A 21,390-nucleotide genomic window follows, 5' to 3' on the forward strand; every position below is an offset into this window, starting at 1 on the left:
CAGCACTTAAGGAAATCACCCAGAACTAAAGCTATCTCACTTGAGATGGCTTTTTTTCTGCTCATAAAGCTGATGAATTTTCTCAAAGTACTTTTCGATAGTTTTACGGGTTGCCTTGATATGAAATCAGTTAAAAATCAGAGCCTGTTTCTATCCTACCTATAAAAGTTTTATTGCTTTGTCACTCCTCTGTTTTGGAGTCGAGCTTTTCCAAGCATCACCTTATTCTCATCCGGAAGATAGTGTACTCTAAGCGCAAATTAATGATTGGAAATGGCTAGACCTAATGAACGCAAAACGAGCAGATACGATTGTCGTACTGGACTTTGAGACGAGTGGCTTATCTCCTGATATGGGAGAACGTGCGATAGAAATTGGTGCAGTGCTGATTGAAGGTGGGGAGATTACAGATAGCTTTCAATCCCTAATGAACCCCGGTATTCGCATCAGTGCTTTTATTGAAGATTATACCGGTATTAGCAATGCAATGTTGAGCAAGGCGGCTCCCTGTGAAGAGGTGATGAAGCGCTTTAATGATTTTATTGCCGGGCATAACCTAGTCGCTCATAACGCCTCTTTTGATAAACGCTTTCTTGATGCTGAACTATCACGAGTTTCTTGCTCCTATCCGGGAGACTTTGCCTGTTCTTTGCTCGCTTCTAGGCGTATTTTTCAGGATGCGCCGAATCATAAGTTAGGAACTTTGGTTCAGTATGCGAACCTTGATACTGTTAGCTCAATCTCATCGGGTAGTTTTCACCGTGCCTTGTATGATTCAGAGATGACTGCCAAGCTGTGGTTAGCTATGTTAGAGGATATTGGTGAGCGCTACGGTATTTATGATTTACCGTTCTCTTTTATTCAGCAGCTTAGCAAAGTGCCTAAGAAGTCGGTGCATAAGTTTATAGAGAAGCACAGGGCTTAGGAACGAATCGTTATATTAAAAAGCAGGAGTTAGCAATGAGTTATAAGTGTATTTCAGTTCCGCAAGCAAGGTCTTTAATGAGGGAGAAGGCGTGTTCTTTGGTGGATATTCGAGACCCCGCTTCATTTGCTTCAGTAAATATAGAAGGCTCGGTTCATATTTCGAATGACAATGTACAACAGTATTTATCTGACATGGATAAAGAAAAGCCACTAATTGTGGTTTGCTATCACGGCAACAGTAGTCAAGGCGCGGCTGAATTTTTCGCCAGTCAAGGCTGTAGAGAAGTGTATAGTCTTGATGGCGGTTTTGTTGAATGGCAGCAAGGCGATTAGATCTAAGCTACTGCTTTATCACCCTTCAATCACTTAACTGAGCCCGGGTAATCGAAGACTAAGGATACGTATTAATCTTTGATAAACTTTACATCTATATTCAGTAAACACCGCTCGTCTCAGACGTCGAGCTAATAGCTAAGCGTGCAATTTCTTAGGATTGCCAAAACAACACAGCAATGACTACCGACTTAGTCAAAATTATTTCGAAAAGTTAAGGCTTTGCTATCAGCATCTAATAAGGCTAATCTTATATAGTGAAGCTTATTAATTTAATCGTAGAAGAGTTCGGCTCTTATGCCGACCGATAACGCTGATTATAAAAATGATAATAATATTCAAGTTAATATTACTACTGGTTGCAAGTAGCTTTAGCGCACAGGCTTTGAGTGATTATGTGCTGGTAAATCGGCCTGAATCAGTTAATGACAAACGCTATGATTACGCACATGATTTGTTGCAAATGGTTCTCGATGAGACTCAAGACGACGATTCAAAAAGTGTTGTAAAACACGCAACGCTTATAATGAACCGTAATCGTCTACTGTTATCGTTGAAAGAGGGTAAAGAGCTTCATGTCGTTGCCGAAGCGCCCAAAACTGCTTGGGTCAGCGAATTGCACGTCGTAAGAATTCCCATACGAAAGGGAATACAGGGCTATCGCCTCTTTTTCATTAATAAGCAAGACCAGAGCAAACTGTCAGCACTTAAGTCTTTCGAAGAGTTTAAAGCTATACCCACTGGTTCAGGAAAAGGTTGGTCGACGACTAGAGTGTTGAGAGAGGCAGGGTTTAATGTTGTTGTGGGAAACAACTATGAAGGCCTGTTTAGTATGTTAGAGCTCGGTAGATTTAAAACCTTTGGTCGTGGTATTAATGAAATTGAGGCCGAGTACTTAGCTCAAAAAGAGGCGCACCCTAATCTAGCAATCGACACGGAACTAATGCTTCATATCCCCTTGCCAACCTATTTCTTTATTAGCCCGAAACGACCAGAGCTTGCGAAGCGCATTGAACGGGGTTTGTGGCGCCTAATCGAAAATGGCAAATTTGAAGCATACTTTTTAGCTCACCACCAAGCGCTAATAGATAAGTTTCGGCTGAAAGAGCGCAGAAGGTTTTCTATTCCCAACCCCAATTTGAGTAAAGCCGACCCGCTTGATAATGCTGAACTATGGCATAAATTTTAATGAAGAAAACAGCGTTGTAGGTATAGGGCTCATTACCAAGAAAAGGCATATTGTTGATGCTGTTCCTTTTCGTTATTCAGGCCAATATGAACACCTAATAGCCTTACTTTCTTACCATCGCCCCTTGATATTGCCTCATGTAACAGGCAGATAAACATCGCTTCATTGTAGTCACTAAATGTATATTCTTTTGTTGTTTGATGAAAGTCACTGAACTTTACTTTAACGCCTAGCTTCTGAATGCCTCTTCCCGGCAAATGCTTTGCAGCACGCTGTTTTAACTCGGGCAACAACCTTGATACTAAAATCGCTTCAAGTGAAGACGGGTCGTCAATGTCTTCAGGGAAGGTTAGCTCTACACCCACTGACTTCCTTGTTCGGTGAGTTATTACTGAGCGCTCGTCTTGTCCATGGCAACGTTGCCAAAGTAAATGGCCTAGTCTTCCGAAGTTATGTAGTAGTGTTTGTTGGTCAAAAGCCTTTACATCTTTTCCAAACCGCAGTTGCTTAGCACTGAGCTTCTCGAAGGTGACTTTGCCAACGCCAGGGATTTTATCTAAAGGCATATCGTCGATAAAACTGGCCACGTTTTCTGGAGGAATTACATAAATACCGTTTGGTTTATTGATATCGGAGGCAACTTTAGCGAGGTACTTGATGGGCGCCACCCCTGCTGATGCTGTCAGACCAAGCTCACGTTGAATCGTCTTGCAAATATCCTGAGCGATGAGCGTTGCTGAACCGTGATGTAACGAGCAGTTGGTGACATCAAGGTAAGCTTCATCGAGGCTAAGTGGTTCGATCAGATCAGTATAACGTTCGAAGATCTCACCAATCTGTTTACTAACGGTTTTATATACATCCATTCTACCCGGAAGCAATACAAGATCTGGGCATAAACGCAGTGCAACTGAGGTCGGCATGGCAGATCTAAGCCCAAACTCTCGTGCTATGTAGTTACAGGTAGAGAGGACACCGCGAGAGTGGCGCTTTCCGCCAACGGCAACGGGTAAATTAGTTAACGCCGGTTGGTCACGGATTTCCACGGATACAAAGAAAGCATCCATATCTACATGAATTATCTTGCGCAAACCGTTGCCTCGAAATTAAATAACGCTGTTTAAATATACAGTTATATTGGGCGTGAGGCAAGTAGGGTTGGTTGCTAGCGTGTACAGCTTATTTACGATACACGCCGTCTAGAAAAGTGTTTACTTCAGAAAAAACCTTCTTGGTGATATCTCCTCTGACAATACCATGCAGATGGAAGTCTATTTCCCTGTAATGTGCGTTGCCCGTGTGAATGCTTTTATAAATATCTCTACCGCTTTGGACGTCAACTTTTGGGTCTTTATCTGCATGAATGACTAAGGTTGGGATGGTGATGCTAGAGAGCCCTTTCTGGACTTGGTTCATTAATTTTTTGATTTCAACGATGCTGCTTACCGGGCAGCGTAGATAATTGATGTGAGGATTGTCGGCATGGTTGGTGACAAACTCTTTACGAAACTTTTTAGTATCAAATACCGGATTAGCTATTTGTCTTAGAACCTTATTCCAGGTGTTGACAGGTTTGGCAAAGTTAGCAGAGAATTTTTTAAACTTGAGCGGCGCGCTGATACTCACAAGTGCATCAAAGGCGTCGGGTTTATCAATGACTTGTTTAAGTGCCACCGCAGCGCCAGTAGAGAAACCAGCGATGACGATATGCTCACAGCAGTGCTTAAGTATTTCGTGGCCCCGGTTAACCGCCGCCGTCCATTCGCTCATTTTACGGCGAGATAAATCATCTGCCGATGTACCGTGCCCGTCCATTCGTGGCGCGTAGACGGTATAGCCTTGGCTATAAAGATAGTCAGCCCACTCTCGCACTTCTTCCGGGGCAGCCATTAGGCCATGAACAAGCAGCACTCCCTGCGTGGCTTGAGGCTGATGAAGCAGGTAAGGTTGGCCAATTTCTGGTGGCTTGGTTTCACCTTTAAGGAAGTGTTCCTGGTAATCGTTTATAAAACGACTCGTTTCTTCCTCTAGCAGGCATTGTGCTTTAGAGCTTAAGCTCATCTTAGGCTGACGCCGTAGCGGAAAATGCACTGTAAATCAGGCTGTAATGACAGGCGCCACCAATTAAGACCATTACGTGGAAGAGTTCATGGAAACTGAAAATTCCAGGCAACATTAAGGGTTTCTTACTTGCATAGAAAATAGCACCTAGCGTGAACGCGATACCGCCAGCAAAAAGCAGATTAACCTGCATATCGGTCATGAGATCCAAGATTTGTTGCATGGGGAAAACTAGCATCCAGCCCATTGTCAGAAAAATTAAGGCATAGAGTATTCTTGGTGCGCGCGGGAAGAATAATTGTGAGCACAGGCCAAATGCCACCAGTCCCCATTGAATTGCTATCATTGGTAAGCGCCAGTCATCATCCAGAAAGAAGTAGCAGACGGGAGTATAAGAACCAGCAATCATAAAGAATATCGCTAAGCGGTCCATTTTTCGCCAGAAAGATAGCTCGTTCTCTTGCTTTTTAAAGCAGTGGTATAAAGAGCTAGCAGAAAAAAGAAAGATTAGTGACAAACCGTAAACTAAGGCTGTGACGAGCATTGAAGCAGAGCCGGTTGCAACCTTTAATAAAAAAACTGTACCGACCACGGCTGCTATCGCGCCAAGCAGGTGAGAGTAGAAGTTGAATGCTTCAGAGCTTTTAACCATTTTCAATACCGCTTTTTGTGTAGGTCTGAGGATAATAAGTCTAAAAAAAGTATCACAAGTGTGAGCTGAATTTGTTGCTTAATCTTAATCACCATAATGTTAAAAAAATAGACTTTAAGGTGCTTTTACAAAAGTTTTACATAGCCCGCTTTTAACACTCACGGCGCGCGATGAAGCAGTGTTAAACTGGTCGAATGAATAGATTTAGATTTCTACCAAACAGCACCTTCACATTCATTTTCTCACTGGTGGCCCTGGTCACTTCGTTTGTGCTTTATATCTATTGGTATATAGAGATCAGTAGTGGCTTGGATGAAGTGATTTTGAGGTTTCATATCGATCCGCAACAAGTCACAGAGTCGCGTACCTTTTTGGTGATTGCAGTATTAACTTTATTGGTGAGTTTGATCGTTACGGGCTTGTCGATGAGTTTCGTTTATACCAAGAAAATGCAGCAGCTTTATCGTCTGCAGAATAACTTTATCAATAACTTTACCCATGAATTGAAAACACCCGTTACGTCCTTGCAGTTGTATTTAGAAACCTTCCAAAAGCATGATTTGGATAAGGAGACGCAGCAAAAGTATCTTAACTATATGCTGCGTGACGTTCACCGTTTATCAGACAATATCAGCAACATTCTGGATCTGGGAAAGATCGAAAGCCAGAGCTTCAGTGATGAATTTATAGAGTTAGACGTTGCTGAGTTTGTCTCTCAGTTTTATCAACAAAATGCCCACCTGTTTACTGGCTTACAGATCGCGACTCAATCATCTCAGCCGATAAAGCAAACGCTTAGCCGGGCGCTGTTTGAAATGTTATTGATTAATTTAGCGAGCAATGCCCTTAAATATAATGAGTCGGATCAGCCAAGCCTAGTCGTTAAAATAGAAAAGCTCGCACTGCGCGGAAATGATGAGCTCAGGCTTAGGTTTATCGATAACGGTATCGGCATTGAGCATACGCAGCGCAAGAAGGTATTTAAAAAGTTTTATCAGGTGGGTGATTCAAAGACGCGTTCAGCGCAGGGTAGTGGGCTCGGTTTATATCTGGTTCAAAATATAGTTAAAGCGCATAGTGGTAAGATACAGATTAAGGAAAGCCAGCCGGGGCAGGGGGCTGAGTTTGTTATTATATTCCCGCAGCGAAATAAACTATCAATGGCGAAAAGAGCGCGTAATATGATGGGGATGCACTAGTGTTTGATCCAGAGAATGAGCGTATCTTGGTTGTCGAGGATGAATGTCATATTGCAGAGGGGTTGCGTTTAAATTTGGAGCTTCAAGGTTACAAGGTGGCGTTAGCGGAAACAGGGACTTCCGGTCTAGCCTTATGGAAACAGTGGCGGCCGCATTTAATAGTCTTGGATGTGATGCTGCCCGGCATAGACGGTGTCTCTGTTCTTAAACGTATTCGCTTAGAAGATGAGCGTTTGCCAATCCTTATTCTATCAGCCAAGAATAGTGCTCAAGACAGAATTGAGGGTTTTAACCACGGTGTCGATGACTATCTTTCTAAACCCTTTAACCTAGAAGAATTCCTGTTACGAGTTGAGCGCCTTTTAAAACAAAGTAGCTGGCAAGATAATAGTATTGACGCGGCGAGTGGAAGTCAGGACCCATATAGCTTTGGCAGCAACAAAATCGACTTCCTTCAATCTGTTGCTTATTGCAAAGGGCAACAAATAAGCCTAACTGAACAAGAGCTTCGCTTGCTCAGGTTATTGATTAACAATCGTGGTAAAGCGCTGTCACGCGGAGAAATTTTAGAAGTTGCCTGGGGTTTTTCCAAAGACCTATCGACTCGTACCGTCGATAACTTTATTGTCCGTTTTCGAAAGTACTTTGAAGACGACCCTAAGAACCCCGAGTTCTTCAAAAGCCGCCGCTCTGTGGGCTACGTATTTGACCATTAAAATATCACTGATGAAGATTTTATTGCTTGTAAAGAAAGCCTACACTATTTTGTGTTAGTCTTGATGGCAAAGTAACAGACTATCGTTAAAGCTATCTGATTTTAAAGGACTTATATGAGTGTTCATTCTTTGGCGGGCCAGCCTGCACCGCAAGAAATATTAACTGATATCCCTCGCTTGGTTGCGAGTTATTACAAGCGGCAACCTGAACCGGGAAACTCTGATCATGCAGTAGCATTTGGTACATCTGGCCATCGCGGGACAGCGCTGAATTGTAGCTTCAACGAACATCATATCTGGGCTATTTGCCAAGCTTTATGTGAATATCGCCAGGCTCAAAATATTAGTGGTCCTTTATTTTTGGGTAAAGATACCCACGCCTTGTCGGAACCTGCATTAATTAGTGCGCTTGAAGTCTTTGCGGCGCAAGATGTCGAAGTGCGCATTCAGCAGGGCGGTGGCTATACGCCTACTCCAGTTATCTCTCACGCCATTCTTAGTCATAACCAAGGGCGCACCCAGGGACTTGCCGACGGTGTGGTGATTACGCCATCCCATAACCCTCCTCAAGATGGAGGCTTTAAATATAACCCTCCTCATGGTGGGCCTGCAGATACCGATGTTACTAACCTGATTCAGGCACGTGCGAATGAACTTTTAGCTCAAGGTATGGAAAAAGTAAAAAAGGTTTCTTATTCGCAGGCTTTGGCAGCTAGCAGTACGCAAGAAATTGATTTTGTCATGCCCTACGTGAAGGACCTGGAATCTGTGGTTGATATGTCTGCCATTTCCAAAAGCGGCTTGCGTATAGGTGTTGACCCAATGGGCGGGAGTGGTATTGCTTACTGGGAGCCGATTGCCGAGCATTATGGTTTGAACCTGGAGTTAGTCAATAAGCGGGTTGATCCAAGCTTTTCGTTTATGCGTGTTGATAAAGACGGCAAAATTCGTATGGATTGTTCCTCACCTTATGCCATGGGTCAGTTGATTGAATTAAAAGACCAATATGATGTCGCCTTTGGCAACGATCCTGATTACGACCGTCATGGCATTGTGACTCGAAGCTCTGGCTTGTTAAACCCAAATCACTACTTAGCAGTCGCAATCGATTACCTTTTCTCACATCGTCCTGAATGGGATGAATCTGTTGGAATCGGCAAAACGCTAGTTTCCAGCAGCATGATTGACCGAGTGGCTAGCGCGCTAAAGCGTCCTTTGGTTGAGGTGCCTGTTGGCTTTAAATGGTTTGTAGATGGCTTGCATCAAGGCAGCTTGGGTTTTGGTGGAGAAGAAAGTGCAGGCGCTTCATTTTTGAGACGCAACGGACAAGTTTGGACGACCGATAAAGACGGCATTATCATGGATCTCCTGGCTGCCGAAATATGCGCAGTAACTGGTAAGGACCCGGGGGAGCGTTATAAAGAACTGGAAAACCAGTTCGGTTCTCCTGTTTATGAGCGTCTTGATGCATCGGCAAGCAAAGAGCAGAAAGCCAAGCTTAAAGCCTTATCTGCTGAGCAGGTGAGTGCAAGCGAGTTGGCAGGCGAAACGATTCAGCAGAAACTGACCAAGGCGGTGGGTAATAGTGCTGCAATCGGTGGCCTAAAAGTTTCTACAGAAAATGGCTGGTTTGCTGCAAGGCCATCGGGCACCGAAGATGTTTATAAAATCTATGCGGAAAGTTTTGTCAGTTCAGATCATTTGAAGAAAGTTCAGAAAGAAGCAAAAGCGCTTGTGGATGAAACCATCAAATAAGGATTAAAAAGCTCTGAGTCATGACTCGGAGCTATTTAATGAGTAAGCTATACTAAAAGCCTACGACTAAGGAGTTGTCTGATGAGGGTTCCTGATAACAGTAATATCGTCATTTTTGGTGCCTCGGGAGACTTGTCGTTTCGCAAGCTTATCCCGGCTTTGTTCCATTTATATGTCACTAGACAATTGCCTGATTGTTTCTTTATTTTGGGTGTTTCGCGCAGTGCTTATGACTCAGATAGTTATCGTGAGGCTTTGTTAAAGTCGCTAAGTGAAGGTGCAAACCTTGATTCGCATACTGTCGAAGATTTTCTCCAGCACGTTTATTACTTGTCTTTGAATACCTCCGATGTCACGGAATACTCCAAGCTAAAGCTTACCTTGAATGAGCTGTATGCGCGCTACCAGACACCGCACAATACTTTGTTTTACATGGCGATGCCGCCAAGTATGTTTACCGTGATCCCTGATTGCTTGTCAAAGAGTCAATTGTTGGATCAGTGTGAAGGCTGGAAGCGCATCGTGGTCGAGAAGCCTCTAGGTTATGACTTGGAATCTGCAATCGAGCTAGACCATGGTTTGCATTCCTATTTTGATGAATCCCAGATTTATCGTATCGATCACTATTTGGGAAAAGAGACCGTTCAAAACCTACTGGTTTTTCGCTTTGCTAATGGCATGTTTGAACCATTATGGGATAGAAATTATATTGATTATGTTGAGATAACCGGCGCAGAGAAATTAGGTGTTGAGTCTCGGGGTAGCTATTACGATGGCGCAGGTGCCGTGCGCGATATGTTTCAAAACCACTTGCTGCAAGTTTTGGCGATGGTAGCGATGGAACCGCCAGCAGTGATCAATGCCGACTCAACGCGGAATGAAGTGGTGAAGGTTCTACAGAGTCTAAAACCACTTAGTCAGGCCGATTTAGAGAATAACCTGGTTTTAGGGCAGTATACGGAATCCTTAGTTAAAGGTAGTGCTGTTCCAGGTTATCGGGATGAGGAAGGTGTTAGTCCAGATTCCAGAACTGAAACCTACGTAGCCCTTAAGCTATTTATTAATAATTGGCGTTGGAATGGAGTTCCTTTTTATATTCGAACAGGGAAGAGCTTGCCAACGCGAGTGACGGAAGTTGTTATTCACTTCAAACATACACCACACCCTGTTTTTGGGCTGAATGCACCGGCAAATAAACTGGTGATACGCATTCAGCCAGATGAAGGGATCGTGATGCAATTCGGTCTTAAGAAACCCGGAGCAGGTTTTGAGTCGAAAGAGGTGAGTATGGACTTTCGTTACCAGGATTTACTCGATGAAGAAGGTGATGGTGTACGCATTCTGAATGCCTATGAGCGCTTGTTACTGGATGCACTGAATGGCGATGCCACCTTATTTGCTCGTAGCGACGCCGTGCAATCCTGTTGGCAGTTTGTCGAGCCTATTCTGAAATATCAAGCTGGCGACCATGCCTTGCATGGTTATGCGAGTGGTACATGGGGGCCGAAAGAAGCCGAGAGCCTTCTTCGGCGTGATGGCCGTACCTGGCGTTTTCCGTGTAAAAATTTAGCCAATACTCATTATTGTGAGTTATAGCGAGATAAAAAATTCTTAAGCAGGGGGCAGTATGAATGCGAGTAGTGATGGTTCTATTATAAGCATTTATGAATCAGCTGATGAGCTTGCAGAGGTAGTGGCCAAACAGTGGCTGGCTCTGAGCCAATCTGGCGCCGATATTCATATCGCTTTATCGGGCGGGACAACGCCCAAACATATTTTTGGCTACATAGCCCACAGTGATTACGCAAATAGCATTCTTTGGCGGAACTTACATTTCTGGTGGGGAGATGAACGTTGTGTGTCGGCTAATGATGAGCAAAGCAATTATGGTGAAGCCATGCGGCTGTTGTTTAGCCATGTGCTAATTCCAGCGAGTAACATTCATCCCATTCATGGTGAATTAGCGCAAGAAAAAGCCTTGATCGAATTCAAAGATGAAATGCTGGCTTGTCTGCCATCAGTATCTGATGGAGTGAATGCCTTTCCTATTTTTGATTGGGTTATGCTGGGTATTGGGGAAGATGGACATACTGCCTCATTGTTTCCTGGCCAAACAGATTACGACTGTGCTCAGAGTGCCGTTCAGGCGACTCAACCAAGCTCCAAGCAGGAGCGAATCTCGCTAAGTGCTTCAGTCATATCATGTGCCAAGAGAGTGACATTTATTGCCTTGGGTAAGAGTAAGGCAAGTGTCGTGCGAGAAATAGTCGATCAGGCAGAAGTCTCTAAAAGCTACCCGGCAGCCAATATTTTTTCACGAATTATTGCAAGCTCAGGGTGTGTTGAGTGGTATTTAGATGCGGAATCGGCAGCTAAACTTAGCGAGCATTAAACAAGAAATAGTCGAGGGATAATTATGGCGGATAACAAAGCAGACATTGCAGTCATTGGTCTAGCGGTAATGGGGCAAAACCTGGTTCTGAATATGAATGACCACGGTGTCAGGGTCGTTGCGTATAACCGAACGCAGAGCAAAGTATCCGAGTTTATCAAGGGTCTTGCTGCTGATACGCTAATACAAGGTGCAAATAGCCTTGAGGATATGCTGGCGAAGCTCTCCTCGCCTCGTAAAGTGATGTTAATGGTAAAAGCTGGTGAGGTGGTGGATGCCTACATTGAACAGCTACTTCCTTTGCTAGATGATGGTGATGTCATTATTGATGGGGGCAACTCCGACTATCGAGACACGGCTCGACGAGTAGAGTCATTATCTGAAAAAAATATTCACTATCTCGGTATCGGTGTTTCCGGTGGTGAAGAAGGTGCACGTTATGGGCCGTCTATCATGCCTGGTGGTGATGAGCGAGCCTGGCCGCTAGTAAAGCCTATATTTCAGGCTATTGCGGCGCGCACCGATGCTGGTGAAATTTGCTGCGACTGGGTTGGCTCGGGCGGTGCAGGGCATTTTGTGAAAATGGTTCACAATGGCATCGAATATGGTGATATGCAGCTCATCTCTGAGGCTTATCATTTTATGAAGAGTGGGTTGAATTTGAATCACCCTGAAATGCAGAAAAGTTTCTCGGCATGGAATAAAACAGAGTTAGATAGTTATTTAGTTGAAATAACAGCCAATATTCTTGGCTTTTATGAAGATGGGCAGCCCTTAGTAGAGAGCATTCTTGATACGGCAGGGCAGAAAGGAACCGGTAAACTGACTGCAAATAGCGCACTTGAAAACGGTGTACCTTTGAGCTTGATTAGTGAGTCGGTCTTTGCACGATATATCTCCAGTTTCAAAGAAGAGCGAATCGCTGCTGAAACAGCTTTCGCGCGTGAGATATCTAGTGTTGGTGGAGATAAGGACGATTGGCTTGAAGCGTTGAGAGAGTCCTTATTGGCGTCTAAGATCATCTCTTATGCTCAAGGTTTCATGTTAATGAAGCAAGTTTCAAACAACTTGGATTGGAATCTGAACTTCGGGAATATTGCTTTAATGTGGCGAGGAGGTTGCATTATCCGAAGTCGTTTTCTAGAGAATATTCGTGACGCCTTTATAAAGAACCCTGAGCTCTCTTTCTTAGGAATCGATGACTATTTTCAACAATTATTGAAGCAGTCACTTCCTTCCTGGCGCAGGGTTTTGGGTAAAGCGATTGAAATCGGGCTACCAATGCAATGTACCGCGTCAGGCTTGTCTTTCTTTGATGCCTTCACCTGCGGAAGATTGCCAGCAAATATGCTGCAAGCGCAACGTGATTACTTCGGTGCGCATACTTATGAACGGGTTGATAGAGATCGAGGCGAGTTTTTCCATACGGACTGGATTGGAAGTGGTGGAGCGGTATCCTCCAGCCAATACAATGCCTAATATATGAGCGCAGCATGATTCCATCGGCGAAAACAATTAATGCCTATACAGAAGATGTTCTAGGTGAACTCGATGGAGTAGGAATTGCCGAAAGGGTTCGTAAAAGAGAAATATCGGCCCAAGAGGCGGTTGAAGCGAGTATTAGTCGCGCGATGCATGTTGAGCCGAGCCTAAACAGTCTTGCTGTGGAAATGTATGACAGGGCTCGACGGTACGCATTGTTGCCTAATTCAGGGTATTTTTCCGGTGTCCCTAGCTTTATTAAAGATAATGACGACTTTAACGGAGTGCCCTCCGCTCATGGTTCCGCAGCGTTAAAACCTAAACCCGCAGCAAAATCTTCAGATTTCGTACGTCAATTCCTGTCGCTAGGCGTCGTGCCCCTAGGAAAAACTCGAATGCCTGAGTTTGGCTTAACGGCTACGACTGAGTCTAGTTATTTTGGCTCGACTTCTAACCCGTGGAACCTTGAGCGTTCAACTGGCGGTTCATCCGGCGGATCTGCCGCCATGGTTGCAGCTGGCGTTGTGCCCTTTGCTCATGGGAATGATGGCGGTGGTTCTATCAGAATACCTGCGGCATGTTGCGGGCTAATAGGGCTGAAGCCTACAAGAAGTCGCTTAGTCGATATGAAAGGGTCCCATTTATTACCTATCAATTTGGGGCACCAGGGAATTCTAAGCCGTAGTGTTCGCGATACGGCGATGTTTTATTCCGAAGCTGAAAAGTTTTATCTCAACCGAAAACTACCTGCGCTGGGTGAAATCACCGGCCCCGCTAAAAAGCGACTTAGAATCGGCTTTTATACAGATGGCCCTGGCCATCTTTATAGTGATTCAGACAATGCGGCAGCCGTGCATCAGGCGGCCAGAATATGCAGTGATTTAGGGCATGATGTGGAAGAAGTTTCGTTTCCATTTGACCCTGCTTTTGGGGACGACTTCTTGCTCTATTGGGGAATGATGGCGTCGATTTTTTCTACAACAGGTAGCGTTCTGTTTGGTACTAAGTTAAATAAGAAAAAGCTCGAACCGCTGACCCTTGGGTTAAGTAAGCACTTCCGAAAACATATACTTAAAGCGCCTTTAGCGATTAAACGCTTACTGGGTTTTACTAATGTTTATCAACAAGAAATGGCTAACTATGACCTTATGTTATCGCCAGTTTTAGGGCACCCACCGCCGAAAATAGGCTATCTTGCGCCTGACGTAGAATTTGAAAGTGCTATAGAGCGCCTAAAGCATTTTGTACCTTATTGTGCGATTCACAATGTCTCGGGCGCGCCTTCGATTGCTTTGCCTATTGGCGTTAGTCAAAAACAGGTGCCTGTTGGCGTCCAGTTCTTTGCACAGTTTGGAGAAGATAAACGCTTGCTTGAGTTGGCTTTTGAGATTGAGGAAGCAGTGCCTTTTGTGTTGAATAAATATTGAATTAACAACGAGTATGATGAAGAAAGGGATCGAGGTATGAAAAAGGTGTTTGGCATATTAGTCACTGTATTGTTGCTTGCAGGCTTGAGTGCTTGCGACAAAATTAACAATGCCAGTCGAACGATGGATACGATGTTAGGGGGGGGATTATGAGGTTCATATTCAGGGCTTTGATAAACCTTTCTACATAAAAGGAGGGAAGGTTACTTCAGTACCTGACAAAGGTTATTATGTATTTTATCCAATGATTGAGGGTAAAGAGAAGCTGGTTCAATCGCCTATCCAGTTAACGACGATTATTAAGACTGATTGATTGTAGGCAGAGTCTTCCACGGCTCGCAGACGGGCAAGCAAGGGTTGATCCTGCGAGGGAATGGAATCCTCTGCCTATGTTTAAAGAATGGGCGGAGCAATCAACCTACTTATGCTTCACATTCATCGTAATATCAGCGGTAAAGCACTTGGTTCCTTCTGTGTCATACGCTGCTACGGGCACGACTACCTTGCCTTCCTGTGAAAAATCGACGTCTGCCGCTTCACACACAACTTTAAGGTCTGTTTTAGCTTTTGCGATATATTCAACAGTCATACCTTGAGGAACCCATCGGGCACCAGCGGGAATCGAGACGTCAGTTGTCATACCGCCTGCTAATTCAGCAGCGTTACACATTGCAATGGCATGAACGGTACCGATATGGTTGTGCACCTTCTTTTGGTTTTTCAAGCTAACTTCACAATAGCCTGGTTTAAGGTCAATGACTTCTGGGTCAATTGTCCCAAAGTAAGGTGCGATTTGAGCAACGCCCTTCGAAAACATCTCTGGGCCCATTTGTTGGAACATTGCTAGAAATTGACTCATATTGAATACCGCGTACTTATTTAAAAATGTCGATCACCTTGTTTAGGAAGCGACTGACGGTTTCAAGCTCTTCTTCTGAAAATTCTTCACTGAGCTTCTCGTTTACTTGCTGGATAAGTGGGTAGAGTATCGGTAATTTATTTTTACCCTCGTCAGACAAAAATAACCTTGATGCTCTGCCGTCTTCGGCACATCCTTTGCGCTCAATAATGCCGTTCTTTTGCATTCGGCCAACCAAACCGGTGACTGCAGAGTTATTCAAACCCAATGCTTGTGACAGCGTTTTCTGTAAACAGCCTTCATTTTTAGCAATGAACATCAGTGCAGCAGCTTGAGTGACTGGAATCCCCAGGCGTTGCTCGCACTGGGTATCTGCAAACTTAAACATTCGGTGCTGAGCCATGTTGATCAGAAAGAATAACCTTTTATCCACTGTCGATTCCTTGTCTAGTAGTTATATAGTTCATATGTGATGTATATTACTTTGCATATAAACTAAATTTAAATGCAAGCGTTTGTTTGTTTTTTATTTTTTCAACAAATTACTTAAGTGTTCTGAATAGCGCTTGTATCCAGCGGTAAAGCGAGTTGAAATTATCTGTTTCTGCCATGGCTTTAGGGGCAACGAGCCAATATGCATACTGGGTTGTCAACGGCATGGTTGATAAGGGAAGTAGCTTTCCATCTCTGATCCTTTGATTGACCATAGGGAGTAATCCAACGACGACTCCTAAGCCTTCTTCAGCAGACCGAATGGCGGAGAAATAAGAGTCGCAAACAATTTTTTGCTTTGGGTTAAAATCTCCAAATGAGCCGCGCCAATCCCGAAGATCATCATATAGCGATATGACAACCTGATTTTCGATCTCCTCCTTTGACATTAATTGGTCACGGGAAAGACCATGTTGGGTCAGGTAGTCCTCGCTACATAGAAGTTTTACGTCAACACCACTGACAAAGCGTGTTGCTAATTCTGGCCAGTCCCCCTTTCCGAAACGTAATGCCGCGTCTGCAGGTTCATCGTCAAAATTAACGTATTCATTGCCTGTCGTGATGCGTAGCTCTACCTCTGGAGCATAGTCTTTGAAGCGTGCGTAATTTGGAATCAGTAGTTCTTGAGCGATGAAAATGGGTGAGCTGATTTGAAGCGTTGGGTGGCAAAATTTTCGTTCGAATTCTCGATAGGAAGTATTGTGGCGCTTAATAATATCTCTTGTTGTCTGGTAGTAAAACTCTCCGGCTGAGGTGAGTCGTAGTTTGCGAGAGCTTCGGTCAAACAACGTTAAACCAAGATATTCTTCCAATACTTTGATTTGCTGACTGACGGCAGGCGGTGAAACACAGAGTTCCACCGCTGCTTTCTTAAAGTTTAAATTTCTGGCCGCGGCTTCAAATACAGGTAGCCACTGAATTGGGGGAGCTTTTTGTTGCATGGAACACCTTAATAGATAAGCTGAAGTTATCCTAAGTTCAAATATACTGAATTGCCAGTGGTAAAAGGTTAGATTAATTTACTTAGCATATAAACTAATTTGTGCGATTTTTTGGAGGTTTCGGTATGAGTGCATCTAATGTGGCAAAGACACTAGAACAGCAAGAGCATGCATTTGATGGTGCAGTTAACCTGAAAGGGGACCCCAATTGCCTGGTTGGGCAAGTCAGTGCAGACTATCAAAATATGGTAGGCCCTTTCGGTGGTGTGACGGCGGCTACGATCCTTCAAGCAGTGTTAGGTCACCCAGAAAGAGAAGGCATGCCGGTATCGATTACTATTAATTATATGGGGCCGATTGAAGATGATGAGTTGGTGGTCAAACCTGCTCTATTAAGAACTAACCGTTCCAACCAGCATTGGCGTGTAGATTTTTTGCAAGGCGATGTAATGCAGTGTTCTGCTAGTTGTGTTTTTGCTAAGCGAAATGAGACTTGGTCTAATGATGAAGTAAGGATGCCTTATGCACCAGATTTTGAAGAGGTGGATTCACTACCAAAATTTCCGGGCATGCCGAGCTGGGTAGACCAATACGATATGCGCTTTGTTTATGGTGCTCCTTTTCAGCCGCTAGTTAAGGGTAAACAAGCAAACCCCTCCGAGAGCCTCTTGTGGATTTCTGACAAGCCAGCAAGAAAGCTGGACTATGCCTCAGTAACAGCAATCTCTGACTCGTTCTTTCCACGAATTTTTGTTCGAAGACATAAGATCGTCCCAATGGGAACGGTTAGTTTAACGATTAATTTCCATATAACTGAAGATGAATTGTTGGGCTTGGAGGCGACTCATCTGCTTGGTCGCGCTAGCGCTACCAAATTTACTAATGGTTATTTTGAGCAAAGGGCTGAGCTATGGAGCCCTGATGGTACCTTGGTGGCGACAAGTAGCCAGATGGTGTATTACAAAGATTAAGCTAGTCTATATCTCAATAATTACAGCTTTTAAAAAGCAAGAGAGCGATCATGACAAACGTTGATAGTGAGAATACAGAGCTGCATAAAACCGCTTGTATATTATGTTCACGAAACTGTGGCTTGGATGTTACCACCCAGGACGGCAAATTAATTAAGATCAAAGGTGATCCTCAACACCCTATGACTAAGGGCTATATTTGCCAGAAAGCGGCAAGATTAGAGCATTATCAAAATCACGATGATCGTTTGACACATCCTTTAAAAAGGATGCCAGATGGGAGCTTTCAGAAGGTTAGCTGGGATCAGGCCTTAGATGAAATCGCTGAAAAAATGAATGTAACGCGTGATCAGTTTGGCCCCGATTCTTTCGCGATTGTAGGTGGTGGTGGTCAAGGTAATCATCTTGGCGGTGCGTATGCTTCACAACTGCGTTATGCCATGGGTGGGAGTCGCTATACCTATACAGCTTTGGCTCAGGAAAAGACCATGGATTTTTGGGTGAATGGTCGACTGTTTGGTGATCAGCGTGTTCATTGTACTGAGGACGTAGAGCATTCTGACTACGTACTATTTATTGGCTGTAACCCATTTCAGTCACACGGTATACCCAATGCGCGCGATACGCTTAAAGAAATTAAGAAAGACCCGGACCGTACGATGGTGGTTTTTGACCCTAGAAGGTCTGAAACAGCGAAGCAAGCCGATATACATTTTCAGTTAAAGCCAGGTACTGATGCTTATCTGATGTCTGCGATCTTGGCGATTATCGTAAAAGAGGGCCTGCATGATAAAGCCTTCCTCGAGAATCACTGCACTGGCTTTAATAAGCTCGAAGCTGAACTATTAGATATTCCTATTGAAGAGTATGTAGAAAAAGCCGATGTATCCCTTGAGATGACGCAGCAAGTTGCACGAGACTTTGCTAATGCTAAAGCGGGATGCGTAAGAATTGACTTGGGTCTGCAGCAGTCACTGCATTCCACCTTGACGGCATATTTGGAAAAAATGCTGTATATGGTGACCGGCAATTTCGGGAAAACTGGCGGCAATAATCTGCACACTTTATTTGTTCCCTTATTAGGTAATTCGGACGAGCGTCGCCGCGAGTACAAGCTCACGGCTCATCATAAAATGATGCCGATTTCGGGAATGTATCCACCAAACATATTGCCTGATGAAATTGAACATGAGGGCGAAGATCGTTTACGAGCGATTTGGGTGGATAGTAGCAACCCCGCTCGCAGTTACGCTGACTCTAGTGCCTATGAACGCGCTTTTTCTAAGTTAGATTTGTTGGTTGTTGTTGATGTAGCGATGACTGAAACGGCTCGCTTGGCGCACTACGTTCTGCCAGCTGCCTCTCAGTTCGAGAAGTGGGAAGCGACAGGTTTTAACGCGGAGTTTCCTGAGAACTTCTTTCATTTGCGTGCACCGATGTTTGAGCCTTTACCGGGTACCTTACCTGAGCCTGAAATCTATGCGCGCTTGTTAGCGAAAATGGGTAAGATTCCAGAGAATTTCCCTGTATTGGAACGCATCGCTAAATACGAACCTGAGATTAGTGCTCATCAGGGCTTCTTCGCTGCCTTGATGGCGACTTTTAAATTGAACAAGGATTGGGCCCCCTACGCGCCTTCAATTTTGTATCGTACTTTTGGCGCAGCCTTACCGGAGGATGCCGCATCTGCTGCGCTAATTCTTCCTTTAGCGATGGACTATGCTAGAAAACACGAGGCTGCCGTGAGGCGCGCAGGTGTAAAAGGTAATCAATTCACCTTAGGCGTTAATCTATTTCGGCAGATATTCAATAGTCGCTCTGGGTCGATAATTAGTAAACATACCTTTGATGAAATGTGGAAGTTTATTCGTAATAAAGATGGCCGCATTCACCTGGAAATTGATGAAGTGTTCTCGGAATTAAGAGGTCTGAACAATGGTTTGAAATTCGATGATGGCTATCCCTTTATTCTGATGGCTGGGGAAAGGCGCGCCTATAATTCAAACCAAATTTTTAGAAATCCAGCATGGCGTAAAGTTGATAAAGACGGCGCTTTACGTATTCACCCTGACGATGCAGAATCACTAGGTGTTGGCAAAGGGGATAAGCTGCTTTGTAAAACCGCGCAAGGCCAGCTCGAAGTGAGTGTCGAAATCGACGAGGGTGTTCGTCAGGGTATGGTTACCTTGCCTCACGGTTATGGTATGCGCTACAAAGATGGCGAGCCTAATGGCCCTGCTATAAACTTTTTAACAGCAGGTTCCCACTGTGATCCGTTTACTAAAACGCCTTATCATAAGTATGTACCGGCGCATTTAGAGAGAATAGCTTCCTAAGTTGTAGGCAGAGACTTTCACGGCTTGCGGGCGGGCTAGCACGTGGCAGATTCCAGCGAGGGGCGGAAGTCTCTGCCTACGGTCGGTATATATTGGTTTTGTACCCTGCAAGCCAAAAGAAAAAGCAGTTCAATATTATGGGTAGCCTTGTTATCGTAAAGCAAATAACTTGTTTCGATATCCAGGAAGCTCTGTCTTATGCTGAACGAAAATTATCCTTACTATCTTTCGAATAAAGCCGTTTTTGCCAATCAGGACTTGAAGGTCTATGACAAGTACAGTGGTGAATTGGCTTGTTCAGTTGCATTGGCAGAGAAACAGGCGATTGATCAAGCCATAGCAGCCGCTCAGGCAGCAACAAAACCCATGGCAAGTTTGGCGGCATTTGAGCGCCAGGCTGTATTGGATCATTGCGTTAAACGCTTTACTGAACGTTTTGATGAATTAGCCGAAGCGCTTTGTATCGAAGCAGGCAAACCCATCAGGGATGCGCAGGGTGAAGTGACGCGTTTAATTGATACCTTTCGTATTGCGGCAGAAGAGTCCACTCGCATCGCCGGTGAAGTTATTCCCATGGATATTAGCGCTCGCGCCAAGGGTTATTCAGGCATGAGTAAGCGAGTACCGATTGGCCCTTGCTCGTTTATCAGCCCTTTTAATTTCCCTTTGAACTTAGCCGCCCATAAAATTGCACCCGCGATTGCAGCGGGATGCCCATTCATACTCAAACCAGCCAGTTTAACCCCTGTGGGTGCTTTGTTAATTGCCGAGGTGCTTGCAGAAACGAATCTACCTGAAGGCGCATTTTCTGTCTTACCTTGCCATCGGGAAGGTGCCGGATTATTTACAGAAGATGAACGTTTGAAGTTACTAAGCTTTACCGGCTCACCAGATGTGGGCTGGGCCTTGAAAACTAAAGCAGGCAAAAAGAAAGTCGTCCTCGAATTAGGGGGAAATGCTGCTTGTGTCGTGGACCAGGATGCTGACATCGACGACGCCGTAGCGCGAATCGTTTTTGGTGCGTTCTACCAATCGGGGCAAAGTTGCATCGGTGTGCAGCGGGTTTACGTCCATGAAGAAATTTATCCGCTATTTAAAGATAAATTACTAAACGCTACGCGAGCACTGAAAATGGGTGACCCGAAAGATCCTTCAACCTTTATTGGCCCCATGATTTCGGAAGGCGAAGCTAAACGCCTGCAAGACTGGATTGACGAGGCAGTAGAAGCTGGCGCAAAGCTTTTATGCGGTGGCAAAAGGGAAGGTGTCATGATGCAAGCCTCCTTACTAGAAAGTGTTGGGAAAGGACAAAAGCTCCGAGAAGAAGAGGCCTTTGGGCCAGTAGCGATTCTTGAACGTTTTAATGACTTCGACGCGGTGCTGGAAGAAGTTAACGATAGCAAGTTCGGTCTGCAGGCAGGGATATTTACACGGGACTTATACAAGGCGAATAAAGCATGGGATATCCTCGAGGTTGGAGGCGTCATAATCGGCGATGTACCGTCCTGGCGTGTTGACCATATGCCTTATGGCGGAGTGAAAGACAGCGGCCTGGGTCGTGAAGGTATTAAGTATGCAATCGAAGACATGACTGAACAACGTTTACTGGTGATTCGCACGCCATAAATTGGATATATGATGCCCATAGGCAGAGGGTT

Annotated in this window: 19 protein-coding genes; 13 read left to right on the top strand and 6 right to left on the bottom strand. The window is 44.5% G+C overall.

Annotation, left to right across the window (positions count from 1 at the left end):
• The first annotated feature begins 286 nt into the window (after positions 1–286).
• The 3 genes from A3729_RS30010 (at position 287) to A3729_RS30020 (ending at position 2,449) form a co-directional block, all read left to right on the top strand.
• Positions 287–925, top strand: coding sequence for a PolC-type DNA polymerase III (locus A3729_RS30010; protein WP_068507471.1), 639 nt, complete (start codon positions 287–289; stop codon positions 923–925).
• Positions 926–960: 35 nt separating this feature from the next.
• The gene (gene glpE, locus A3729_RS30015) at positions 961–1,260 is read left to right on the top strand and encodes a thiosulfate sulfurtransferase GlpE (RefSeq protein ID WP_068634580.1); all 300 of its coding nucleotides are present in this window, start codon (positions 961–963) and stop codon (positions 1,258–1,260) included.
• Between the two features lie 325 nt (positions 1,261–1,585).
• A complete protein-coding gene (locus A3729_RS30020; protein WP_068514335.1) occupies positions 1,586–2,449 on the top strand; it encodes a hypothetical protein in 864 nt (287 codons plus the stop codon).
• 32 nt (positions 2,450–2,481) lie between these two features.
• Here A3729_RS30020 and dinB read toward each other — a convergent pair whose 3' ends face one another.
• From dinB to A3729_RS30035, 3 genes are all read right to left on the bottom strand, one after another.
• The gene (dinB, locus tag A3729_RS30025) at positions 2,482–3,540 is read right to left on the bottom strand and encodes a DNA polymerase IV (RefSeq protein WP_156494923.1); all 1,059 of its coding nucleotides are present in this window, start codon (positions 3,538–3,540) and stop codon (positions 2,482–2,484) included.
• Positions 3,541–3,628: 88 nt separating this feature from the next.
• Positions 3,629–4,510, bottom strand: a complete 882-nt coding sequence (locus tag A3729_RS30030) for a carboxylesterase (RefSeq protein ID WP_068633119.1) — start codon at positions 4,508–4,510, stop codon at positions 3,629–3,631.
• Between the two features lies 1 nt (position 4,511).
• Positions 4,512–5,162 carry a hemolysin III family protein gene (locus tag A3729_RS30035; RefSeq protein ID WP_068514341.1) on the bottom strand — a complete coding sequence of 217 codons (651 nt, stop codon included), beginning with the start codon at positions 5,160–5,162 and terminating at the stop codon, positions 4,512–4,514.
• A 194-nt stretch (positions 5,163–5,356) separates the two neighbouring features.
• Here A3729_RS30035 and A3729_RS30040 point away from each other — a divergent pair, with 194 nt between their 5' ends.
• The 7 genes from A3729_RS30040 to A3729_RS30070 all read left to right on the top strand — a co-directional run bounded on the left by A3729_RS30040 (position 5,357) and on the right by A3729_RS30070 (position 14,133).
• The gene (locus tag A3729_RS30040) at positions 5,357–6,361 is read left to right on the top strand and encodes a sensor histidine kinase KdpD (RefSeq protein ID WP_068514343.1); all 1,005 of its coding nucleotides are present in this window, start codon (positions 5,357–5,359) and stop codon (positions 6,359–6,361) included.
• Positions 6,361–7,077, top strand: a complete 717-nt coding sequence (locus A3729_RS30045; protein ID WP_068514346.1) for a response regulator transcription factor — start codon at positions 6,361–6,363, stop codon at positions 7,075–7,077. The genes A3729_RS30040 and A3729_RS30045 overlap by 1 nt, the downstream gene beginning before the upstream one ends.
• Before the next feature lie 114 nt (positions 7,078–7,191).
• A complete protein-coding gene (pgm, locus tag A3729_RS30050; RefSeq protein WP_068514350.1) occupies positions 7,192–8,832 on the top strand; it encodes a phosphoglucomutase (alpha-D-glucose-1,6-bisphosphate-dependent) in 1,641 nt (546 codons plus the stop codon).
• Between the two features lie 81 nt (positions 8,833–8,913).
• Entirely contained in the window at positions 8,914–10,428 is a 1,515-nt protein-coding gene (gene zwf / locus A3729_RS30055) for a glucose-6-phosphate dehydrogenase (RefSeq protein ID WP_068514353.1), read from the top strand.
• A 31-nt stretch (positions 10,429–10,459) separates the two neighbouring features.
• Positions 10,460–11,224 (top strand): 6-phosphogluconolactonase, encoded by a 765-nt coding sequence (pgl, locus tag A3729_RS30060; protein ID WP_197469694.1) that lies wholly within the window; start codon positions 10,460–10,462, stop codon positions 11,222–11,224.
• Positions 11,225–11,248: 24 nt separating this feature from the next.
• Entirely contained in the window at positions 11,249–12,703 is a 1,455-nt protein-coding gene (gnd, locus tag A3729_RS30065) for a decarboxylating NADP(+)-dependent phosphogluconate dehydrogenase (protein WP_068514356.1), read from the top strand.
• 14 nt (positions 12,704–12,717) lie between these two features.
• Positions 12,718–14,133 carry an amidase gene (locus A3729_RS30070; RefSeq protein ID WP_068514359.1) on the top strand — a complete coding sequence of 472 codons (1,416 nt, stop codon included), beginning with the start codon at positions 12,718–12,720 and terminating at the stop codon, positions 14,131–14,133.
• 418 nt (positions 14,134–14,551) lie between these two features.
• Here the strand turns inward: A3729_RS30070 and A3729_RS30075 are convergent, their stop codons facing one another.
• The 3 genes from A3729_RS30075 to A3729_RS30085 form a co-directional block, all read right to left on the bottom strand.
• Positions 14,552–14,992 carry a hotdog fold domain-containing protein gene (locus A3729_RS30075; RefSeq protein ID WP_068507593.1) on the bottom strand — a complete coding sequence of 147 codons (441 nt, stop codon included), beginning with the start codon at positions 14,990–14,992 and terminating at the stop codon, positions 14,552–14,554.
• Between the two features lie 16 nt (positions 14,993–15,008).
• Complete coding sequence (locus A3729_RS30080; protein WP_082865504.1) at positions 15,009–15,425, bottom strand: MarR family winged helix-turn-helix transcriptional regulator; 417 nt, start codon at positions 15,423–15,425, stop codon at positions 15,009–15,011.
• Between the two features lie 109 nt (positions 15,426–15,534).
• Entirely contained in the window at positions 15,535–16,425 is an 891-nt protein-coding gene (locus A3729_RS30085) for a LysR family transcriptional regulator (RefSeq protein ID WP_068514364.1), read from the bottom strand.
• A 125-nt stretch (positions 16,426–16,550) separates the two neighbouring features.
• Here A3729_RS30085 and A3729_RS30090 point away from each other — a divergent pair, with 125 nt between their 5' ends.
• From A3729_RS30090 to A3729_RS30100, 3 genes are all read left to right on the top strand, one after another.
• A complete protein-coding gene (locus tag A3729_RS30090) occupies positions 16,551–17,396 on the top strand; it encodes an acyl-CoA thioesterase II (protein WP_068555023.1) in 846 nt (281 codons plus the stop codon).
• A gap of 50 nt (positions 17,397–17,446) precedes the next feature.
• Positions 17,447–19,732, top strand: coding sequence for a molybdopterin-dependent oxidoreductase (locus tag A3729_RS30095; protein WP_068514369.1), 2,286 nt, complete (start codon positions 17,447–17,449; stop codon positions 19,730–19,732).
• A 198-nt stretch (positions 19,733–19,930) separates the two neighbouring features.
• Positions 19,931–21,358, top strand: coding sequence for an aldehyde dehydrogenase family protein (locus A3729_RS30100; protein ID WP_068514373.1), 1,428 nt, complete (start codon positions 19,931–19,933; stop codon positions 21,356–21,358).
• Positions 21,359–21,390: the final 32 nt, after the last annotated feature.

This window comes from Oleiphilus sp. HI0043, assembly GCF_001634935.1.